Origin of the sequence: Magnetospirillum sp. WYHS-4, assembly GCA_039908345.1 — a bacterium.
In the GTDB taxonomy this organism is placed as follows: Bacteria; Pseudomonadota; Alphaproteobacteria; order Rhodospirillales; family GLO-3; genus JAMOBD01.
Window position 1 is genome coordinate 22,845 of the sequence record JAMOBD010000020.1, and the last position, 18,953, is coordinate 41,797.

Sequence of the window (18,953 nt, forward strand, 5' to 3'; positions counted from 1 at the left end):
ATATTCACCCTGCCCCTGCGAACAAGTCCCGCAGTTCCGCCTCGTCGAAAACCTGGCTGCGGCTGCAGAATTCGCAGGTGACGGTTACCCGGCCCTCGACCAGCAGGCCCAGAACCTCGTCCCGAGGCAGAGACCGCAAGGTCGCCGCCACCCGGCCGCGTGAACAGCGGCAAGCCGCATGGAAGGCCTGGGGCTCGAAGACGCGGACATCCTCCTCGTGGAACAGGCGCCAAAGCAGGGCTTCGGGGGCGAGGCTCCCGTCGAGCAGTTCGACGGGCTTGACGCTGCCGGCCAAGGCCACGGCGCGCCGCCAGTCCTCCTCGGCCTGCTCCGCGTCGATTCCGGACTCGGCGGGCATGCGCTGGAGCATCAACCCACCGGCGCGGCCGTCCCCGGCGGCCAGCAGGATGGCGGTCTCCAGTTGCTCGGAGCGGCGAAAGTAATGGTGAGCGCAGTCGGCCAGAGTCGCGCCGTCCAGTTCGGCGATGCCCTGGTAGCGCTGGGTGTCGGGGCCCTGGTCGACGGTGAAGGCCAGGGTGCCGGCGCCCAGCAAGCGTGGCACCGGACCGGCCGCCGCCGAGGGCTTGTCCAGCCGTTGGGCGTCGAAGCGGGCGCAGGCGCGGATGGCGCCGCCGCTTTCGATGTCGGCCACCATCATGCGGATGGGGCCGTCGCCCTGGGCCTGCAGGATGAAGACCCCATCGTACTTCATGGCGCTGGCCAATAGCGCAGTCAGCGCCACCGTCTCGCCCAGCAGGGTCGCGACGGCCGGAGGATAGGCGTGGGCGGCGAGAATCCGGTCCAGGGCGGGCCCCAGGCGGACCAGCCGGCCACGTACCGGGTTGCGTTCCAACTGGAAGGGTAGCGCGAAGTCCTGTGAATCCATCAGTCCCCGACGCCCAGACACCAGGCCAGGATGCCCTTCTGGGCGTGCATCCGGTTCTCGGCCTCGTCCCAGACCACCGAATGGGGGCCGTCCATCACGCCGTCGGTGACCTCCTCGCCGCGATGGGCGGGCAGGCAGTGCATGAACAGGGCCTTCCTGCCGGCCGTCTTCATCAGGGCTTCGTCGACCCGGTAGGGTTCCAGCAGCCGCTTGCGGGAGGCGCCATCGTCGTGGTTCATCGAGACCCAGGTATCGGTGACCACCAGGCTGGCGCCCTTGACGGCCGCCATCGGGTTCTCGCACCAATGGATGTCCCCGCCTTCCATCTTCGCCCAGGCGAGCAGGGTTTTGGGCGGGGCCAGCTTCTTCGGAGTGGCGAGGCGCAGGGTGAAGCCGAAGCGCACCGCCGCGTGGACCCAGGAAGCCGCCACGTTGTTGCCGTCGCCGCTCCAGGCCACCAGATGGCCGGCGATGGGGCCCCGATGTTCCTCGAAGGTCATGATGTCGGCCATGATCTGGCAGGGATGCGACGAGTCGGTGAGCCCGTTGATTACCGGAATCGACGCGTGGGCCGCCAATTCTTCCAGCTTGGCCGGATCGTTGGTGCGGATCATCATGACGTCCGCATAGCGCGACAGTACGCGTGCGGTATCGGCGATGGTCTCGCCACGGCCCAACTGGGTGCCGGATTCGTCCAGCACCACGGTGTTGCCGCCCATCTGCTGCATGCCGACCATGAAGGAAACCCGGGTTCGGGTCGAGGGCTTCTCGAAGATCAGGGCCAAGGTCTTGCCGGCCAAAGGAGCCTTGCCGCCGGGACACTTGCGGGTCTTGCACGCCTTGCCCAGGTGGAGGATGTGCCGGAGCGTGGCCGAATCCAGCCGGTCGATATCCAGGAAGTGGCGGGGGCTGCTCATGCGGCCTTCTCCTTTGCCTCGGCCGCCAGCTTGGCGGCGGCCCGCTCCAGGATGTCGAGGGCCTCGGCGACGTGGTCCTCGCCGACGATCAAGGGCGGCAGCAGCCGCACCACGTTGTCGCCCGCCGGCACGGTCAGCAGGCCCTCGGCAAACAGGGCGGCCACCAGCTTGGCGGGTTCGATCCGGCACTTGAGGCCCAGCATCAGGCCGATGCCGCGCGCTTCCTCGAATACCGCCGGATGAGCGGCGACCAGATTGTCCAGCCCTTGGCGCAGCAGGACTCCCCGCGCCTGGACCTGATCCAGGAAGCCAGGTGCCAGCACCACGTCGAGCACCGCGTTGCTCGCCGCCATGGCCAGCGGATTGCCGCCGAAAGTGGACCCGTGGCTGCCCGGAGTCATCACGCGGGCGGCCTTGTCGACGGCCAGGCACGCCCCCACGGGGAATCCACCGCCCAAGCCCTTGGCGACGGCCATTACGTCGGGGACGACGCCTTCCCATTCGTGGGCGAACAGCTTGCCGGTGCGGCCGATGCCGGTCTGCACCTCATCGAAGAACAGCAGCAGGCCGAATTCGTCGGCAGCGGCGCGCAAGCCCTTCAGGAATTCCACGTCGGCCGGCCGGATACCGCCCTCGCCCTGCACCGGTTCCACCAGAAGGGCGGCGGTTTCGGGACCGATGGCGGCCCGCACCTCGTTCAGGTTGCCGAAGGCGACGCGGTCAAAGCCTTCCACCATGGGCTCGAAGCCGGCCAGGTGCTTTTCCTGGCCGCCGGCGGCGATGGTCGCCAAAGTGCGTCCATGGAAAGCGCTCTGGCAGGCGATGACCCGGTAGCGGCCCGGGTTGCCGGTGGCGTCGTGGTAGCGGCGTACTATCTTGAGGCCGCATTCGACCGCCTCGGCGCCCGAATTGCAGAAGAATACGGAATCGGCGAAGGAGGCGGCCACCAGCCGTTCCGCCAGCCGCTCCTGGCCCGGAATGCGGTAGAGGTTGGAGCAATGCCAAAGCTTGCCCGCCTGCTCGGTCAACGCCTTGACCAAGTGAGGATGTCCATGGCCCAGAGCGGTCACGGCAACGCCCGAACCGAAGTCGAGGAAACGACGGCCGTCGGTGGCATGCAGGTAGGGACCCTCGCCCCTGTCGAAGGCGACGTCGGTGCGCGCGTAGGTCGGCATCACCGCGGACATCGTCCGTCCTCCTGTCTTCCGCGGAAAGCCGGCGATTATGCCTAGAACCGGTTGGCTGTCAACCGCTTAGGTCCGCTCGTCGGCAGATGGGCACGGTCCATCCCCGCCTCCCCCGAACCCCGGACGTCACGATCTCCGGCCTTATCCACAGAATCGCCGCGCCGGGACGGCCGGAGGCCTTGCGCCGCCTCGCGACTCTTGGCAGGCTATCCGTGGTGGGTTCCTCTTGCGCCCGCCACAACATGTCGCGAGAACAAGGGCGAGGGTATGGGGTCGACCAGCCAGATCCATAATCACAGCCAAAACCACCCGCTGGACATCGTCGAGCAGTTGGTGGCGTCGCGCGATTGGCTGTTCGACCGCAACAGCGATCACGAGATGGCGGTACGGGTACCGGGCCGCTGGTGCGACCACAATCTCTACTTCGCCTGGAACGACATCATGGAGGCGGTGCAGTTCACCTGCGCCTTCGACATGCGGGTTCCCGAGCCTCGGCGGGCGGCGGTCAATGAGCTGCTGGCCCTCATCAACGAGCGCCTGTGGATCGGCCATTTCGGCCTGTGGATGGACGAGGGGCAGCCTCTCTACCGCCATGTTCTGCCGTTGCGCGGCCTGCAGGCGCCCTCGGTGGAGCAGATCGAGGATCTGGTGGAAACCGCCATCGAGGAATGCGAGCGCTTCTTCCCCGCCTTCCAGTTCGTGGTCTGGGCCGGCAAGTCGCCGGCCGACGCCCTGGAGTCCGCCATGGTCGATACGGTCGGGGAAGCCTGAAATGCTGGTCCTGGTCGGCGGCGGCAAGATGGGATCGGCCCTGCTGGGCGGCTGGCTGGATCGCGGAGTCGCCTCCGAAGACGTGATCGTCGTCGAGCCGGTCGCGGAACAGGCCGTCGCGCTTCACTCCCGGGGCGTCGCCGTGGTGGCCGGCGCGGAAGAGCTTCCGGCCGATCTGCGGCCCGAGGTGGTCGTGCTGGCGGTAAAGCCCCAGGCGATGGACACCGTCGCCCCCGTCTACGGCCGTTTTGCCGCCACCGGCACGGTTTTCCTGTCCATCGCCGCCGGCAAGACCTTGGCCGTCTTCGCCCGCCTGCTGGGCCCGCGGGCCGCGGTGGTGCGTTCCATGCCCAACACGCCGGCCGCCGTACGCCGGGGCGTCACGGTGGCCTGTGCCAGTCCGTCCGTCGACGCGGCCCAGCGGCGCCGCTGCCAGGATCTGCTGGAGGCGGTCGGTGCCTGTTACTGGGTGGACGATGAGAGGCTGATGGACGCGGTGACCGCGGTCTCGGGCAGCGGCCCGGCTTATGTCTTCCTGCTCGCCGAATGCTTGGCCAAGGCCGGCGCCGCCGCTGGCCTGCCTGCCGGTCTGGCGGCCGACTTGGCGCGGGCCACGGTGGCCGGATCGGGCGAGCTTCTGTTCCGCTCCCCCGAGGCGCCGGAGACCCTTCGCAAGAACGTCACCAGCCCCGGCGGAACCACCGCCGCCGCTTTGGGCGTGCTGATGGCGGACGACGGCCTGCAACCGCTCATGGACCGGGCCATCGCCGCCGCCACTCGGCGCTCGCGGGACTTGGCGGGCTGATCGCGCCCGGATCGCGCAGAGATGACTGGCGGCAAGCCCCGCGATTGACCATGATGGATGGTATGACCTGCCTGGCCTGCAAGCCCCTCCGCCGTTCCCTGCCGCTGCTTCTGCTGGCGGCCGGCGTGCTGGCGTTCCAGGCGGCGGGCCTGCAGGAGACCCTGTCCTTTCAGGGCTTGCGCGACAATCGCGAGGCCCTGCTGGTCTGGGTGGGAGAAAACCGCTGGACGGCGGCCCTGCTGTTCCTGGCCCTCTATGCGACCGCGGTGGTTTTCCTGCCGCCGTCGGGCACCGCCATGACCCTGGCAGGTGGGTTCGTCTTCGGGGCCGGGGCAGGCACCCTGCTGGCGGTGATCGCCGCCACGGCGGGCGCCACGGCGCTGTTTCTCATCGCCCGCCTGTCGGTGGGCGCTTGGCTGCACGAGCGGGCCGGCCCCTTCCTGCGCCGCCTGGAGAACGGTTTCCGCGACAACGAACTCTCCTACATGCTGATGCTGCGCCTGATCCCGCTCTTTCCCTTCTGGTTGGTCAATATCGCGCCGGCGTTCCTGGGGGTCTCCTTGCGGGCCTATGTGATCGGCACCCTCCTGGGGATCGTACCCGGCACCGCCGTCTATGCCAGCCTGGGCGCCGGCCTCGGCAGCGTCTTCGAGCGCAGCGAGACCCTGTCGCTGGCCAGCCTGATGACCCCCGAGATGCTGGCCGGCCTGACCGGCTTGGGCCTCCTGGCCCTGCTGCCGGTGGGCTACCGCAAGTGGAAGGAACGGACATGAATGAATCCGCCGTCTGCCCGGTAGGCGTCGAGATGCCGGTCGATATCTGCGTCATCGGGGCTGGTGCGGGCGGGCTGTCGGTGGCCGCCGGCGCTTCCCAGATGGGCGCCAAGGTGGCCTTGATCGAAAAGGGCGAGATGGGGGGCGACTGCCTGAACGCCGGCTGCGTGCCTTCCAAGGCCCTGCTGGCCGCCGCCCGGCGGCGCGAAGCGGCTCCTTACGATTACGTCCGCCGGATCATCGGCGACTTGGCTCCCAACGATTCCCAGGAACGCTTCCAGGGCTTGGGGGTCGCCGTGATCCGGGGGGCCGCCGCCTTCGTCTGCGGCGGCCGGGTGGAAGCGGGCGGGCATATCGTCCGCGCCCGCCGCTTCGTGGTGGCGACCGGATCTCGGGCCGCCATCCCGCCGATTCCGGGCCTGGAGGCGGTACCCTACCTGACCAACGAGACCCTGTTCCGCCTGGAGGCGGTGCCCGAACACCTGATCGTCATCGGCGGCGGTCCCGTCGGCGCCGAGATGGCCCAGGCCCACCGCCGCCTGGGCGCCCGGGTGACGGTGCTGGAAATGGTCCGCCTGCTGCCCCGCGATGACGAGGAACTGGTCGAGGTGCTGCGCCTCGCGATGCGGCGCGACGGCATCGACCTGCGCGAAGGCGTCGGCATCGCCGCCGTCGAGCCCGGCCCTGTCGTCCTGCTGACCGACGGTTCCCGCATCGCGGGCTCGCACCTGCTGGTGGCGGCGGGGCGCAAGCCCAATGTGGAGGGAATGAACCTCGATCTGGCGGGCGTCCGCCACGGGCCCCAGGGGATCCATGTGGACCGCCGCATGCGGACCACCAATCCCGAGATCTACGCCATCGGCGACGTGACCGGCGGGCCGGCCTTCACCCACGCAGCGGCCCATCAGGCCGGGGTCGTGCTGAAGAACATCCTGTTCAAGCTGCCGGTCCGGGCCAATCTTCGGGCGATGCCCCGATGCACCTACACCGATCCGGAACTGGCCTGGGTCGGCCTGTCGGAGGAAGAGGCGAAGGCCAAAGGCCCCATCCGGGTGCTGCGCTGGCCGTTTTCCGAGAACGACCGGGCCCGTACCGACGGCGAATGCGACGGCTTGGTCAAGATTGTCGCCACGCCCAAGGGGAAGATCCTGGGGGCCGGCATCGTCGGTCCGTTGGCGGGGGAATTGATCCAGCCCTGGGTGCTGGCCGTCGCGCAGAGGCTCAAGGTGGGAGCCATGGCCGAAACCATCGCCCCCTATCCCACCCGCGGCGAAGCCTCCAAACGCGCCGCCGCCAGCTTCTTCGCGCCCATGCTGTTCGGCGAACGGACGCGAAAGCTGGTGCGCTTCCTGATGCGCATTTCCTGAAGGCGGCCCGGCGGGCGCCGTCGCAGCCGGAGCGGTTCAGTCGCCCGGCAGGGTGAAACGGAAGGTCGCACCTCGTCCCGGCTGGTGAAGACCGTGGGCAGGTCGTCGGCGATCCGGATTTCCGCACCGGCCGGTTCCGCCCGCGACGGGCCGGATGCGCCAAGTCCCAGCAGAACGAAAACAAGAAGGACGGCCGTCGACCATCCCCCCTGCCGCAGGCACCGCGCGCCCGCGAACCGACAGCCTTCTTAAGCAATTCCGTGCCCGCCCCCGACGATGAGTTCAGGCTCCCTTGAGGGAAACAATACGAATTCCAGTTCGTCGTACAAGTCAATGATCGGCATGAGTTGGCGGCTTGATCTTCGGCAGTCCGCGATAGGCCGCCAGGGCCTGTCGACGAGCCTGGGTGTAATCGAGGATCGGCGCCGGGCCCTGGGGCGCCCAGCGGCGGACGTAGGCGCCGTCGGGATCGTGCCTCGCCGCCTGGCCGGCCGGATTGAAGATGCGGAAGAAGGGCTGGGCATCGATGCCGGTGCCCGCTACCCACTGCCAGTTCATGGCGTTGAGCGCCGGATCGTGGTCGAGCAGGCGGTCCCGGAACCAAGCCAATCCCGCTCGCCAATGGATGCCCAGCAGCCGCACCAGGAAGGAGCCGGCCACCATGCGCACCCGGTTGTGCATGGTCCCCGTCGCCGCCAATTCGCGCATGCCCGCGTCGACGAGGGGAAAGCCGGTGCGGCCTTCCTGCCAGGCGGCCAGGCTTTGGGGATCGTCCCGCCAGGGATAGGCATCGAAGGATTCGTTGAGATTGCGTTCGGGGAGCTGGGGGAAGACGGCGAGGCTGTGGTAGGCGAACTCCCGCCAAGCCAGTTGACGAAGAAATCCCTCGCCGTCGTTCTCGCGCCCCGCCATCGCCGCCACCGTCGCCCACCAGACTTGGCGGGCGCTCAGTTCGCCGAAGGCGAGCGGGACCGACAGGCCGGAGGTGCCGGCCAGGGCGGGGATGTCCCGCCGCTCCAGGTAGCCGGCCAGACCCGCGTCGAGGAAAGACTCCAGGCGGGCACGAGCGGTCGCCTCGCCGGCCGCTCCCGTTCCCGCCGGGCTCTCCCCGGCCGCTTCGGGGATCGGCCCCAGCCGGTCCGGTTCCGGCAGGGGGCGGGGTGGGGGCGGCAGGCGGCGCAGCGCCTTCCAATAGGGGGTGAAGACCTTGTAGGGCCCGCCCTCGGCATTGCGGACGCCGCCCGGCTCGAACAGCAGGGAGGACGGGAATTCCCGGCCCGGCAGCCCCGCCGGGGCCGGTTCCGCCGGGTCGCGGTTCCAGAAGACCTGCCTTGCCCCCGTTTCCGCCATCAGACCGGGAAGCACCTGGGCCGGCTTGCCCCGCCGAACCACGAGCCGTCCCCCCTTCGCGCGGAAGGCGGTGTCCAGAGCGAAGAGGCTGGCGGCCAATCGCGGCAGTTGGGCCCGGCCCCAGGCCGTTTCGTCGAAGACGAAGACTGGCAGCAGCGGCCCCTTCGCCGCCGCGGCCAGGGCGGGATGGTCGCCCAACCGCAAATCGCGGCGAAACCAGACGACGACGGGGAAACCGGCCATGGCAATATCCGTGCTTTTGCGGAGGGGTAGCTTGCGTTAGGCTGTCGAAAAAAGGATGGGGTCTTTTTTCGTGATCGACAAGCCGGAAGGCTGGATATCCGAACTTCTCGCCACCGGGCCGCTGGCTCCGGCCCAGGCCCGTGCCTATCGCCTGGGGATGATCGTCACCGTCGTCGTCACCACCCTGATTACCATGCTGGACACGGTGGATGGGTTCTGGGGCGCGTACGAGAACGCGGCCCGGATCGTCGAGATTTTGACCGTGGTCGTCATGGGGGCCGACTACGCCTTGCGGATCGTCCAGGCCCGTACGGGATCGGCGACCTTGGCCTATCTGGTCAGTCCATATGGCATTTGCGATTTCCTGGCGGTCGTTCCCTTCGTGGTGGGCAAGATGCTGGAACTGCCCGCCGACGGCAACATCGTCTTCGGCCTGATGGGGTTCCTCAAGCTGGCCCGCTATTCGCCGGCCCTGGAGACCCTGGGCGTGGTGGTGCTGCAGGAAATCCGGCCTCTGGCTTCGGCGCTCTTCATCATGCTGCTGTTGGCCCTGTCGGCTTCGACGGCGCTCTATTTCGCCGAACGGGGCGTCAATCCCCAGGGGTTCGGCAACATTCCCCAGGCCATGTGGTGGGCCATCGTGACGCTGGCCACCCTGGGCTATGGCGACGTGGTGCCCACCACGCCGCTGGGCAAGGTCATGGGGGCGGCGACCGCGGTGCTGGGACTTTGCATGTTCGCCCTGCCGGCATCCATCCTGGCTTCCGGTTTCGCCGAGGAGATGCGGCGGCGCAGCTTCCTGTCCACCTGGGCCCTGGTCGCCAAGGTGCCCTTCTTCACCAAGCTCGCCGCCCAGCAGATCGCCGAGATCGCCTCCTTGCTGCGCCTTTACCGCAGCATCAAGGACGAGGTCCTGGTGCGCGAAGGCGAAATGGGCGAATGCATGTACTTCATCGTTTCCGGCGTGGTCGAAGTGACCGCCAAGCATGGAAAGTTCGTCCTGCGCGACGGTGAATTCTTCGGCGAGATCGCCCTCTTGCAGCAGGGGCCCCGTACCGCCACCGTCAAGGCGATGACCCGCTGCCAGTTGTTGATCCTGGATGCCCGCGACTTCAACCGCTTCGTCGAGCACTACCCGCACCTGATGGAGGCCATCGCCGAAACGGCGCGCCAGCGCCTGGGCGAACAGGCGGCGGAACGGCGCTAGCCATGGCCGTCTTCCTTACTCTCAACGCCTATCTGCTGGACGTGCGCCTGTTCGGCCGGGTCCGGGTCTATAAGGCGGCACCCTGGATCGAGCCGCGCCGCCGGGCCCTTCTCCAGGCACTGCGGGAATCGGATGCCGACGTCGTCTGCCTGCAGGAGGTCTTCCGCCGTCCCCATCGAGCCGATCTGGCCGGCGGCCTAAAGGACCTCTTCCCCCATGCCGCCGGCATCCGCCATCCGGGCTTGCCGCTGGGCACCGGGCTGATGGTGCTGTCCCGCCATCCCATCCTCGCCGCCCGGCCGCGCGAATTCCGCGCCGCCTTCTTCGAGGAACGCCTCGCCATCCGCATGGGCTTGCTGGAATGCCTGATCGACCTGCCCTCCCTGGGCCCCACGCGGGTGATCGACTTCCATCTTTGCGCCGGCGGGCTCAAGCACCATCCGGAGGCGCCGCCCGCCGAGGCGGTGCGCACCGCCCAGATCGCCGAACTGCTGGCCGTCGCCCATGGGCCGGGCGCCGCAGCGGTGGTCCTGGCCGGCGACCTCAACAGCGGGCCCCACACCTCGCCGGCCAACTACCGCCAGGTCCTGGCCGGCGGATTCCGCGACGCCCTGGCGGAACCCGGCGAAGACGCCTTCACCTGGGACCCCGCCAACCCCATGATTACCGGAGAGTTGAACCGCTCCCTGCCGCCCCAGCGCATCGACCATGTCTTTTTGCGGGGTCCGGCACGGGCCTGCGAGGCCGGGCTCGCCCTGCACGAGCCGCGCGCCGACCTGTCCGACGGGCGTTGCGTTCCCGTCTCCGACCACTATGGCCTGCGGGTACGGATCGAGCCGGCTTGATTACTGGCGGACAGCGCCGTCCATGGCCTTGGCGATGGCGCCGAAAAGGCCGGTGGCGCTCAACGGCTTTTCCAGCACCGCATCCACCCCCACCGCAGACGCCCGTCGCCGAAGAACCTCGCCATCCAGGCCGCTGACGAAAACGAAACGGGTCAGGGGATCGATGCGGAAAACCTCGCGGGCCATAGCCACGCCGTCCATGCCGTCCATCACCACGTCGCAGAGAACGACATCGGCCGGGTACTTCATCAGGCTATCCAGACCTTCCTGGGCACTCATCACGGAACGGGCCTCGTGGGTACCGGCCACCGTCAGCAGGGTTTCGATCAAGCGGCGGAAGTTGGGATTGTCTTCGACCAGCAGGACCTTCAGACGCCTCCAGTCGAGGCCGCTCCCCATTCCATCGGTAAGGCGGCAGGCCCCCGCCTGGGCAATGGCTTCCGTCTTGTCCCGGCAGATATCCCGGTAGGCGAAATCGTCCTGCAGGATATGGCTGATCAGCCAACCGCGCACGAAATCCACGAAACGTCGGGAATCGAAGCCGCCCGGATCGGCGGCCAGGGCTGCCATGAAGTCGCCGACCTCCCCTGTCAGCCGCCGATGGGTCTCCCGGTGGGCATCCAGCTGAGGGTAGCCGCAAAGCTCCATCAGGTGTTCCTCGCGGGCGAAATGATATTTCGTGTATTCGGTCAGGCTATCGAGGATGCTACCGACGACGGAGGAATCTTCCCTGTCCCCTACCGCCGTTTCCAGGTGGTTGAACAGCCGCAGGAGAACCCGGTGATCCGAGTCCACGAAGGGAATCCCCATTTCGATTCCCGCAGTCCAGTCGGCGGCGTGCACGGCCTCAGCCCCTTGTCCAATACGGCGATTTGAAGCGGCCTGCTATCACACTACCCGGCAAGTCCCTAGAAAAACCGGCGGGCAAGCCCCGGAAAGATCACGAGGATGATCCATTTGCGATGCCCGGCAGGCCCGGAACCTGGCGCGGCAAGGTGAAAACCACCGCCGTTCCCCCCTGTGGCCGCGCCTCGATGGCCACGGTTCCTCCGGCCAGGGTGACGATCTTGCGGACCAGGGACAGGCCGATACCCGTACCTTCGTGCCTGTCGCCGGTTTCCAGACGTTCGAACACCCGGAAAACCCGCTCGCGGTACTCGGGCGGGATGCCGGCGCCGTTGTCCTCGACTCGGAAGACGGCTGTTTCCTCGTCCCATCGGGCGGAGACCGATACCTCCGGCAGGCGACCTCCCGGACAGTAGGTCAGGGAGTTCTCGATCAGACGGGCGAAGATTTCGGCCAGCCGGCGGATATCGAGCCGCACCTCGGGCAAGGCCGTGGCCGTGACGCTGCCGCCGGAACTCATGATCTGGCGCTTCAGGCGCCGCAGGGCCTCGTTGAGGGCCGCTTCGGCGGAAAACATGCCTTCGCCGGCCGGCAGGCGGTCGACCGAGAGGTAGAGTTCCACGTCCCGCAACAGCCGCTTCAGGTGCAGCGCCGCGGCGACCGTGAAATCCATGTATTCCCTCTCGCTGGGCCCCAGTTGATCGCCGAGCCTTTTGCCGAGAAGCTGGGTGAAGCTGACCAGGGAACGGACCGGTTCCTGCATGTGATGGGCCAGAATCTCGGAAAAGCGCGCCAATTCGGCATGGGCATGGGCGGTTTCGGCAAGGCTCTTGCGCAGCCGGGCTTCGCTTTCGACCCTAGGGGTGATGTCGCGCTGCACGCCGACGTAATGGACGATGCGGCCGCTCCCGTCGGGAACGGCGGTCACCGTCAATTCGTTCCAGAACAAGCTGCCGTCCTTGCGGTAGTTGCGTAGCACCGCCGTGGCGCTTCCCCCGTCCGCCAAGCCTAGGCGGATGGCCTCCAGGCCTTCCTGGCCGCGATCCTCGCCGTGCAGGAAGCGGGGATTGCGCCCGAAGACCTGGGCGGCATCGTAGCCGGTGATGTGCCGGAAGGCGGGATTGACGTAGACGAGCGGATTGTCGGGGGCCAGGGCGTCGGTGATGGTCACCCCGTCGGCGACATGGGCCAGCGCCATGTCGCTGAGCAACAAGGCTTCCTCGTCCCGCACCCGGCGGACCAGGAGACGCGCCAGAACCCCGGTCAGACCGAGAACCACCAGGGCTACCGCCACCACCGGTCCGGCCAGGGACTCGGCGCCCTGGCGCCAGGACGCCAGAATCGCTTCCTCGCTCAGGCTCACGCCGATCACCAGAGGCCAGACCAGGGTCATGCGATAGCTGGCGAGGCGGCGTCTCCCATCGGGATCGACATCGGAGAAGGACCCGAATTCCGCGTCCTTGACCAACGACCGGAAGGGCTCGTGTTCCCGGCTGGAATCGCCGGGCTGGATTTTCAATCCGGTTCCCGCCAGGAACGTGCCATCGAAGTGGTGCAGGGACACCGTCCCACCCTCGCCGGTCTCCAGGGCGTCGAAGATGGACTGCACATGCTGGGGATTGATCGCGGCGATCAAGAGCCCGGTGCCGCCCCGGCTATCCCGAAAGGTCCTTGTCATGGGGATGAGATACTGGCCGCCGCCGGCGCCGCCACCCACGAAACGCTGGGCCAGCGGCTTGCCGATCACCAGGGGCCGGACCGAATCGCGATGGGCGGCCAGCAGGCCCGCCGCCTCAACGGTTGTGCCGGCCGGCGTGCCGGCCGTGTCGAACAGCACCCGCCCCTCGGAATCGACCACCAGGATCTGGCGGAGTTGGGGCGAGAACAGCAACCGCTGCCGCAGGGCTTCGGCAACGGCCCCATCGCCCAGAGACTGGCGCTGAAGCATCGCCTCGGCCACCGAAGCCAGGACCACATCCACCGACTGCACGATACGCGCCGTGCTGTCGGTGGCGGCGCGGGCCAGGCTCACCGAAGCCGCCCGCCCGGCATCAAGGGCCTGCTGGCGGCCGGCCAGCAAGGCCACAGCCAGGGCGACGACGACCGCCGCCGCCACGCCGATCCCGAACAGCACGACCGCCCCCATCAGGCGGCGTGGGTACAGGCGTGCCGCTTGGCCGACCGATACGGAGGGCTCCCGAGATCCGGAAGAACACTGTTGCCGCCCCATCATGGAATAGGACTATAGTAGTATGCTGGATCGATTCCAATCGGGAGAACGCGATGAACACCGCTTCCATCCTGCTGGGCATTTCCCTCGTCCTGGCCGTCGGCGCCGCGCAAGCCCAACCGCCCGGAGAAAGCCATCTCGACAGGGTTGCGAGGACAAAGGAAGTCCGAGTCTGCATTTGGCCCGACTACTATTCCATCTCCTACCGCAATACGCGAACCGGCAGCCTGGAAGGCATCGACATCGATCTGGCGAGAGAGTTCGCCAAGGACCTGGGCGTCGCGGTCCGTTTCGTCGACAGTTCCTTCAAGGCCCTGGTCGAGGACCTGACCACCGACAAGTGCGACGTCAGCATGCATGCGGTGGGCATCACCCCCCTGCGCCAGGAGAAACTGGACTTCACCCGTCCTCATCTCCAGAGCGGCATCCTGGGCGTCACCACCAAGGCCCACAAGACCTTGAAGTCCTGGGCCGACGTGGATCAGGAAGGAATGGTGGTGGTGGTGGCCACCGGAACCTTCATGGAACCGGTGATGAAGGACACCCTGAAGAAGGCCAAGCTGGTGAGCCTGGATACGCCGGAAGCCCGCGAACAGGAAGTCATGAGCGGCCGGGCCGACATCTTCATGACCGACTATCCCTTCAGCCGCAAGATGTTGGCCCGCCACGACTGGGCCCGCCTGGTGGAACCGCAGCAGCCGCTCGCCCCCACGTCCTATGCCTATGCGGTGAACAAGGGCGATGCCAAATGGCTGGAAGCGGTGGATGCCTTCGTCGCCCGCGCCAAGAAGGACGGCAGGTTGGCCAAGGCTGCCGGGGCCAACGGCCTGGGGGCCATCGTCCATCTGGGGGATTAGGCGGCGTCCGAAACCGGCAGGAAGAATTCGTTATCGGTCAACACCGTCAGGGCGATGGTGATGCTGGCACCACCGCCGGTTTCTCGCACCAAGCGCACGTGCGGCCTTCCCGGCACCGGCTCGAACAGCCGGTCGACAACCCAAACGAGGCCCGCGCCGCCCTTCGCCTTGACGAATCGCTGTCCGACCTCGACGGCCGCGGCCTTGCGCGAGAACATTAGCGTCTCCCAATGGAAAAGGGGCTATAAGGATTAGTACCGACGGGATGCGGAAGTCCATAGGTAAAATGGCCGGAACCGGCGCCACCACCGTCCGGTGTCGGCATAGGCCGGGACAATGACCGCACCGGCCCCCTTGGCGGTCGATCACGGCCCGGAATACTTCTCCTCAAGACGGCGCCAAGCCGGGGTTTCGACCACGGCCTCGAAGCTGGCAAAGTCCAACAGGCCTTCCAGCCCCCCGCTGGTTCCATGAACCGCCAGATGGCGATAGCAGCGTTCGAGGGCGGCGGCCGCGGAAAAGAGGCCGGACAAGGGGAAGACACCCAGGCGGAAGCCGAGACCTTCCAGTTCCGCCGCCGGAAGCGTCGGCGTCCGCCCGCCTTCCACCATGTTGGCCAGTAACGGAATGCCCTTGAGGCTTTCGGCCACGCGCACCAGTTCGTCGCGGGATTGAGGGGCCTCGACGAAAATCACGTCGGCCCCGGCTTCCGCATAGAGCCGCCCGCGGGCGATGGCGTCGTCCAGACCATGCACGGCCCGGGAATCGGTGCGGGCTACGATCACCAGGCCGCTGTCGCCTCGCGCCTCGACGGCCGCCCGGATCTTGGCGGCATGGTCGCCCGCCGGAATCACGCGCTTGCCCGCGAAGTGGCCGCACTTCTTGGGCCATTCCTGATCCTCCAGGATGAACCCTGCGACGCCCTTGCCGACCGCTTCGCGGACGGTGCGGATCACATTGAGCGGATTGCCGTAGCCGGTGTCCAGGTCGGCGATCAGCGGGACATCGACCGCCGCCGCCATGGCGCCCGCCGCCTCCAGCATTTCGGTGGCCGACAGCAGCCCGAAATCGGGCGCCGCCAGACGCGTGGCCGCGATGCCGTAGCCGCTGCCGAAGACCATGGAGAAACCCGCCTGTTGGGCCAGACGGGCACTCAGGGCGTCGAAGACGCCGGGTCCGAAGACGATGGGTCCGGCGGCGATCATTTCACGCAGGCGCTGGGCTTTCGACATTGAATCCTCCGGTCAGGCGACTAAGTTTACCGCAGGCCAGAGGAGGAAAGCCATGACCGCCATGTCGTACACCGTCCTGGAAGAACGCGGAGTGATCGACGTGACGGGCGAGGACCGCGTCGCGTTCCTGCAGGGACTGGTCAGCAACGACGTGGCTCGCGCCGGTCCCGGCCGTGCCCTCTGGTCGGCTTTCCTGACACCTCAAGGGAAGTATCTCTACGACTTCTTCCTGGCCGAGCGCGAGGGCGCCTTCCTGCTGGACTGCGAGGGTGGCGAGCGCCTGGCCGGCTTCCTCAAGCGGCTTTCCATGTACAAGTTGCGCTCCAAGGTCGAGCTCGCCGACCGGTCGGCTGGAACCGCGGTGCTGGCGCTCTGGGGCGATGAGGCGCCCGCAGTCCTGGGCCTGCCCGCCGAACGAGGGATCGCGGCCCCTTGCGCCGGCGGAGTCGTCTTCGTCGACCCACGCCTGCCGGAGGCGGGCCTCCGCCTCCTGGCTCCGCGCCCTGCCGCCATCGAATTCGCGGAAAGCGCGGGATTCTCCGCCGCCTCGTTCGCCGACTGGGATGCCCATCGCCTCGCCCTCGGCCTACCCGACGGCAGCCGCGATCTTCCGGTCGAGCGGGCCCTTCTGCTGGAGAACGGGTTCGACGAACTGGACGGGGTGTCCTTCTCCAAGGGCTGTTACATGGGGCAGGAACTCACGGCCCGAACCAAGCATCGCGGCCTGATCCGCAAGCGCCTGATGCCCGTCGCCATCGATGGCCCCACGCCAGCCCCGGGAACGCCGATCCTTCGGGACGGCGAAGATGCGGGGGAAATGCGGACGGCGAGATACAACTTCGGCTTGGCCTTGATTCGCCTGGAAGGCATGGAAGGAACCAACGCGATGACCTGTGGCGGGGCTCGCTTGACGCCCCGCCGGCCCGGCTGGATGAAGGTTTGATCAGCGATCGTTCGCCAGGCGGCCCAGCAGGATGTCCAGCGCAGTGCCGGTCACCGGCTTTTCCAGGATGGCGTCCACGCCCAACTCGCGGCAACGGCGCACCATGTAGTCCGAGGGCTGCGGCGCCATAACCGCGATGCGCAGGTCCGCCAAGTCGTCGTCCCGGCGCAGGCGGGCGATGACTTCCCAACCGTCAAGGCCGGGCAGGACCGGGTCGATCAGCAAGACGTCCGGATGGTGGCGGAAGCCGTTCATGCCACCGTTGCCGAAATGGGCCAGGGCTCCCTCGCCGCTATCCGCCCAGGCCAAGTCGACCGCCAACGGCAATTCGTCGAGGATCGCCTGGATCAGCCGCCGCTCGCCCGGCGATTCATCCGCCAGCAACACCCGGATGGGACGCATCCCGGCGACAGGCTGGCGCGACCCGTCGCGCCGCAAGTCGTGAGCCAGCGTCAACACTCCGCCTTCCCCGGTACAGGCGTACCCCGCGTCGCGTTCGGCGACCAGGAAGCGGGCGCCACGTTCTCGCTCCAGGGGACTGAACAGGGATCGTACCGTCGTCATCGCACCACTCCGCCGGCGGACCAGTCCGGCTTCGTCCAAATCGCAAGGGCCGTAGCCTTGGACTTCATTTGCTTACTGTTCATATTGTAAACAAATGTAATCGATTGTGCAAATGTTTTATTTGCAAACACTTTGCAGTGTAATTGCTATTTCTTTGCGGGGAAAATACCTAAAATTTTAGGCAATCTCCGCCGATCCCGGCTTTGCGCCTTCGACACAACGGCCTGTCTTAAAGGGGCTATCAGGCGGCGCGCAGCAGACGACGGAAAGCGGACGCCGTCACCGGCCGCTCGACCAGGGCATCCACGCCCAACTTCGCGCACCGCCGCCGCACCCAGCGTTGCGGCCCCGGGCAAAGCATGATCACCTTGAGGCCATTCGGATAGCCTTCACGACGGAGGCGAGCCAACACTTCCCAACCGTCCAGGCCGGGAAGAATCGGATCGATGACCAGGACATCCGGAAACTCTACCGTCTCGAAGGGCCTTCCGTTCTGTAGGAAGGCGAAGACCTGTTCGCCGTTGTCCACCCAATGCATCTCCACCGACAAAGACAGTCCTTGCAGGGCAGAGGCAAGCGGGCTGTAGTCGCTCCAACAGCCGTCGGCCACCAGAACCCGCAGGCGGCGGCGCGAGGACGGGGCGGCGGCGACTTCCGGATTTCCATGCATCATGTGACTTCCCCTTGAAAATTCCACGCAACAAATAACTTCTATGTATGATTTCATCGATTGGCGGATCAGTCAAAATATTTGAATTGGTATATTATCATCTATACTTGGATTGATTATCCGGGGAAAATATCGGCAATTTGCGGAGATTCCGTTTCCAGCCCCCCATACCGCCGCCGGTAAATTCACGCTAGAATGACAGCCATGCGCTTCCTGATCGCCATTCCCCGCTTCGTTCCGTCCGGTACCGCCTACGATTTCCCGCTCGGGATTGCCTACGTCTCGGCCGCCCTGAAGGCCGCCGGTCACGAGATCCATTGCCTGAACCTCAACCACGAAGCCGGCAAGCCGGACGATATCGTGGCCCGGCATGTCCGGACCATCGACCCGGACGTCTTCGCGACGGGAGGGCTGTCGCCCCACTTCGGTGCCGTCGAATCCATGTTTGCGGGGGCCCGGCGGGCCAAGAAGGACATCCTCAACCTGGTAGGCGGCGGCGTATTTTCCGGCGATCCCGAGGCCGTGGCACCGCTGCTCGACATGGACATCGGCGCCATCGGCGAGGCCGACGAGACGGTCGTCGAGATGGCGGCGGCCCTGGAGGCGGGGAAAGGCCTTGAAGAGGTCGCGGGGCTGGGGCTGCGCCAACCGGACGGCAGCCTGCGGAGAACCCCCGAACGCGGCCCTCTGCGCGACATCGACGCCCTGCCCTGGCCCGACTACGAGGGTTTCGGCGCCGACCGCCTGCTGTCCCTGCAAAGCCCGGCCGACAATGCGCTGTTCCAGTTCGCCGACCCGCCGCGCGCCTTGCCCATGGTGGTCAGCCGGTCCTGCCCCTATGCCTGCACCTTCTGCTTCCACCCCATCGGACGCGTCTATCGGGAACGGTCCCTCGACGGGTTCTTCGCCGAGTTGAAAGCCCTGGTGGACCGCTTCGGCATCAACCTGCTGATGGTCAACGACGAACTGTTCGCGGTCAAGAAGCGCCGGCTGATGGAGTTCTGCGAACGCATCCGCGAGTTCGGCATCCGCTGGACCGCCCAGATGCATGCCAGCATCGTCGATGCCGAGGTCGTGGACACCCTCCGGGACTCCGGCTGCGTCATCGCCAGCTACGGCCTGGAAAGCATGAGCGACCGGGTACTGACCAGCATGCAGAAGAAGATCGACCGCGACCGGCTGGAAAAGGCCTTGCGCCTGACCTACGACGGGAGGATCGGCATCCAGGGCAACTTCATCTTCGGGGACTCCGCGGAAACC

Annotated in this window: 19 protein-coding genes; 9 read left to right on the forward strand and 10 right to left on the reverse strand. The window is 67.0% G+C overall.

The features are described from left to right. Positions 1 to 4: 4 nt before the first annotated feature. The 3 genes from H7841_07870 to H7841_07880 are packed head-to-tail and all read right to left on the reverse strand — an operon-like array spanning position 5 to position 2,990. Positions 5 to 886, reverse strand: coding sequence for an Hsp33 family molecular chaperone HslO (locus H7841_07870; GenBank protein MEO5336794.1), 882 nt, complete (start codon positions 884 to 886; stop codon positions 5 to 7). Further along, positions 886 to 1,803 carry an ornithine carbamoyltransferase gene (argF, locus tag H7841_07875; protein ID MEO5336795.1) on the reverse strand — a complete coding sequence of 306 codons (918 nt, stop codon included), beginning with the start codon at positions 1,801 to 1,803 and terminating at the stop codon, positions 886 to 888. Before argF ends, H7841_07870 begins: the two co-directional genes overlap by 1 nt. Further along, positions 1,800 to 2,990: an aspartate aminotransferase family protein gene (locus H7841_07880; protein MEO5336796.1), complete on the reverse strand. Its 1,191-nt coding sequence runs from the start codon at positions 2,988 to 2,990 to the stop codon at positions 1,800 to 1,802. Before H7841_07880 ends, argF begins: the two co-directional genes overlap by 4 nt. A gap of 267 nt (positions 2,991 to 3,257) precedes the next feature. On the opposite strand from H7841_07880, the gene H7841_07885 reads away from it, so the two are divergent. The 4 genes from H7841_07885 to H7841_07900 all read left to right on the forward strand — a co-directional run bounded on the left by H7841_07885 (position 3,258) and on the right by H7841_07900 (position 6,706). Next, the gene (locus tag H7841_07885; protein ID MEO5336797.1) at positions 3,258 to 3,761 is read left to right on the forward strand and encodes a YbjN domain-containing protein; all 504 of its coding nucleotides are present in this window, start codon (positions 3,258 to 3,260) and stop codon (positions 3,759 to 3,761) included. Position 3,762: 1 nt separating this feature from the next. After that, entirely contained in the window at positions 3,763 to 4,566 is an 804-nt protein-coding gene (gene proC, locus H7841_07890; protein MEO5336798.1) for a pyrroline-5-carboxylate reductase, read from the forward strand. Positions 4,567 to 4,628: 62 nt separating this feature from the next. Continuing rightward, positions 4,629 to 5,339, forward strand: coding sequence for a VTT domain-containing protein (locus tag H7841_07895; GenBank protein MEO5336799.1), 711 nt, complete (start codon positions 4,629 to 4,631; stop codon positions 5,337 to 5,339). Further along, positions 5,336 to 6,706 (forward strand): FAD-dependent oxidoreductase, encoded by a 1,371-nt coding sequence (locus tag H7841_07900; protein MEO5336800.1) that lies wholly within the window; start codon positions 5,336 to 5,338, stop codon positions 6,704 to 6,706. Before H7841_07895 ends, H7841_07900 begins: the two co-directional genes overlap by 4 nt. Before the next feature lie 330 nt (positions 6,707 to 7,036). On the opposite strand, the gene H7841_07905 is transcribed toward H7841_07900, so the two are convergent. Continuing rightward, positions 7,037 to 8,299, reverse strand: coding sequence for a DNA photolyase family protein (locus H7841_07905; protein MEO5336801.1), 1,263 nt, complete (start codon positions 8,297 to 8,299; stop codon positions 7,037 to 7,039). A 55-nt stretch (positions 8,300 to 8,354) separates the two neighbouring features. Between H7841_07905 and H7841_07910 the strand changes: the two genes are divergently transcribed. Together H7841_07910 and H7841_07915 are read left to right on the forward strand one after the other, a co-directional pair. Continuing rightward, positions 8,355 to 9,506, forward strand: coding sequence for a cyclic nucleotide-gated ion channel/potassium channel family protein (locus H7841_07910; GenBank protein MEO5336802.1), 1,152 nt, complete (start codon positions 8,355 to 8,357; stop codon positions 9,504 to 9,506). 2 nt (positions 9,507 to 9,508) lie between these two features. Beyond that, the gene (locus H7841_07915; protein ID MEO5336803.1) at positions 9,509 to 10,351 is read left to right on the forward strand and encodes an endonuclease/exonuclease/phosphatase family protein; all 843 of its coding nucleotides are present in this window, start codon (positions 9,509 to 9,511) and stop codon (positions 10,349 to 10,351) included. Here the strand turns inward: H7841_07915 and H7841_07920 are convergent, their stop codons facing one another. Next, positions 10,352 to 11,161, reverse strand: coding sequence for a bacteriohemerythrin (locus H7841_07920; GenBank protein ID MEO5336804.1), 810 nt, complete (start codon positions 11,159 to 11,161; stop codon positions 10,352 to 10,354). It lies immediately after the preceding gene. A 130-nt stretch (positions 11,162 to 11,291) separates the two neighbouring features. Further along, positions 11,292 to 13,331, reverse strand: a complete 2,040-nt coding sequence (locus H7841_07925) for an ATP-binding protein (protein MEO5336805.1) — start codon at positions 13,329 to 13,331, stop codon at positions 11,292 to 11,294. Positions 13,332 to 13,480: 149 nt separating this feature from the next. Between H7841_07925 and H7841_07930 the strand changes: the two genes are divergently transcribed. After that, positions 13,481 to 14,284 carry an ABC transporter substrate-binding protein gene (locus H7841_07930; GenBank protein MEO5336806.1) on the forward strand — a complete coding sequence of 268 codons (804 nt, stop codon included), beginning with the start codon at positions 13,481 to 13,483 and terminating at the stop codon, positions 14,282 to 14,284. On the opposite strand, the gene H7841_07935 is transcribed toward H7841_07930, so the two are convergent. After that, the gene (locus H7841_07935) at positions 14,281 to 14,502 is read right to left on the reverse strand and encodes a hypothetical protein (GenBank protein MEO5336807.1); all 222 of its coding nucleotides are present in this window, start codon (positions 14,500 to 14,502) and stop codon (positions 14,281 to 14,283) included. The two genes, H7841_07930 and H7841_07935, sit on opposite strands and share 4 nt — an antisense overlap. Before the next feature lie 147 nt (positions 14,503 to 14,649). Then, positions 14,650 to 15,516: an oxaloacetate decarboxylase gene (locus tag H7841_07940; protein ID MEO5336808.1), complete on the reverse strand. Its 867-nt coding sequence runs from the start codon at positions 15,514 to 15,516 to the stop codon at positions 14,650 to 14,652. Between the two features lie 52 nt (positions 15,517 to 15,568). Here H7841_07940 and H7841_07945 point away from each other — a divergent pair, with 52 nt between their 5' ends. Next, a complete protein-coding gene (locus tag H7841_07945) occupies positions 15,569 to 16,459 on the forward strand; it encodes a folate-binding protein (GenBank protein MEO5336809.1) in 891 nt (296 codons plus the stop codon). Here the strand turns inward: H7841_07945 and H7841_07950 are convergent, their stop codons facing one another. Beyond that, complete coding sequence (locus H7841_07950) at positions 16,460 to 17,023, reverse strand: response regulator (protein ID MEO5336810.1); 564 nt, start codon at positions 17,021 to 17,023, stop codon at positions 16,460 to 16,462. Between the two features lie 241 nt (positions 17,024 to 17,264). Further along, a complete protein-coding gene (locus tag H7841_07955) occupies positions 17,265 to 17,696 on the reverse strand; it encodes a response regulator (protein MEO5336811.1) in 432 nt (143 codons plus the stop codon). A 201-nt stretch (positions 17,697 to 17,897) separates the two neighbouring features. On the opposite strand from H7841_07955, the gene H7841_07960 reads away from it, so the two are divergent. Next, the coding region (locus tag H7841_07960; protein ID MEO5336812.1) for a B12-binding domain-containing radical SAM protein at positions 17,898 to 18,953 on the forward strand (1,056 nt) is incomplete at its 3' end.

Excerpts from the sequence above, each read along its gene's own strand:
- H7841_07870 (MEO5336794.1), bottom strand. The coding sequence starts at position 886 with ATGGATTCACAGGACTTCGCGCTACCCTTCCAGTTGGAACGCAACCCG.
- argF (MEO5336795.1), bottom strand. The coding sequence starts at position 1,803 with ATGAGCAGCCCCCGCCACTTCCTGGATATCGACCGGCTGGATTCGGCC.
- H7841_07880 (MEO5336796.1), bottom strand. The coding sequence starts at position 2,990 with ATGTCCGCGGTGATGCCGACCTACGCGCGCACCGACGTCGCCTTCGAC.
- H7841_07885 (MEO5336797.1), top strand. The coding sequence starts at position 3,258 with ATGGGGTCGACCAGCCAGATCCATAATCACAGCCAAAACCACCCGCTG.
- proC (MEO5336798.1), top strand. The coding sequence starts at position 3,763 with ATGCTGGTCCTGGTCGGCGGCGGCAAGATGGGATCGGCCCTGCTGGGC.
- H7841_07895 (MEO5336799.1), top strand. The coding sequence starts at position 4,629 with ATGACCTGCCTGGCCTGCAAGCCCCTCCGCCGTTCCCTGCCGCTGCTT.
- H7841_07900 (MEO5336800.1), top strand. The coding sequence starts at position 5,336 with ATGAATGAATCCGCCGTCTGCCCGGTAGGCGTCGAGATGCCGGTCGAT.
- H7841_07905 (MEO5336801.1), bottom strand. The coding sequence starts at position 8,299 with ATGGCCGGTTTCCCCGTCGTCGTCTGGTTTCGCCGCGATTTGCGGTTG.
- H7841_07910 (MEO5336802.1), top strand. The coding sequence starts at position 8,355 with ATGGGGTCTTTTTTCGTGATCGACAAGCCGGAAGGCTGGATATCCGAA.
- H7841_07915 (MEO5336803.1), top strand. The coding sequence starts at position 9,509 with ATGGCCGTCTTCCTTACTCTCAACGCCTATCTGCTGGACGTGCGCCTG.
- H7841_07920 (MEO5336804.1), bottom strand. The coding sequence starts at position 11,161 with ATGGGGATTCCCTTCGTGGACTCGGATCACCGGGTTCTCCTGCGGCTG.
- H7841_07930 (MEO5336806.1), top strand. The coding sequence starts at position 13,481 with ATGAACACCGCTTCCATCCTGCTGGGCATTTCCCTCGTCCTGGCCGTC.
- H7841_07935 (MEO5336807.1), bottom strand. The coding sequence starts at position 14,502 with ATGTTCTCGCGCAAGGCCGCGGCCGTCGAGGTCGGACAGCGATTCGTC.
- H7841_07940 (MEO5336808.1), bottom strand. The coding sequence starts at position 15,516 with ATGTCGAAAGCCCAGCGCCTGCGTGAAATGATCGCCGCCGGACCCATC.
- H7841_07945 (MEO5336809.1), top strand. The coding sequence starts at position 15,569 with ATGACCGCCATGTCGTACACCGTCCTGGAAGAACGCGGAGTGATCGAC.
- H7841_07950 (MEO5336810.1), bottom strand. The coding sequence starts at position 17,023 with ATGACGACGGTACGATCCCTGTTCAGTCCCCTGGAGCGAGAACGTGGC.
- H7841_07955 (MEO5336811.1), bottom strand. The coding sequence starts at position 17,696 with ATGATGCATGGAAATCCGGAAGTCGCCGCCGCCCCGTCCTCGCGCCGC.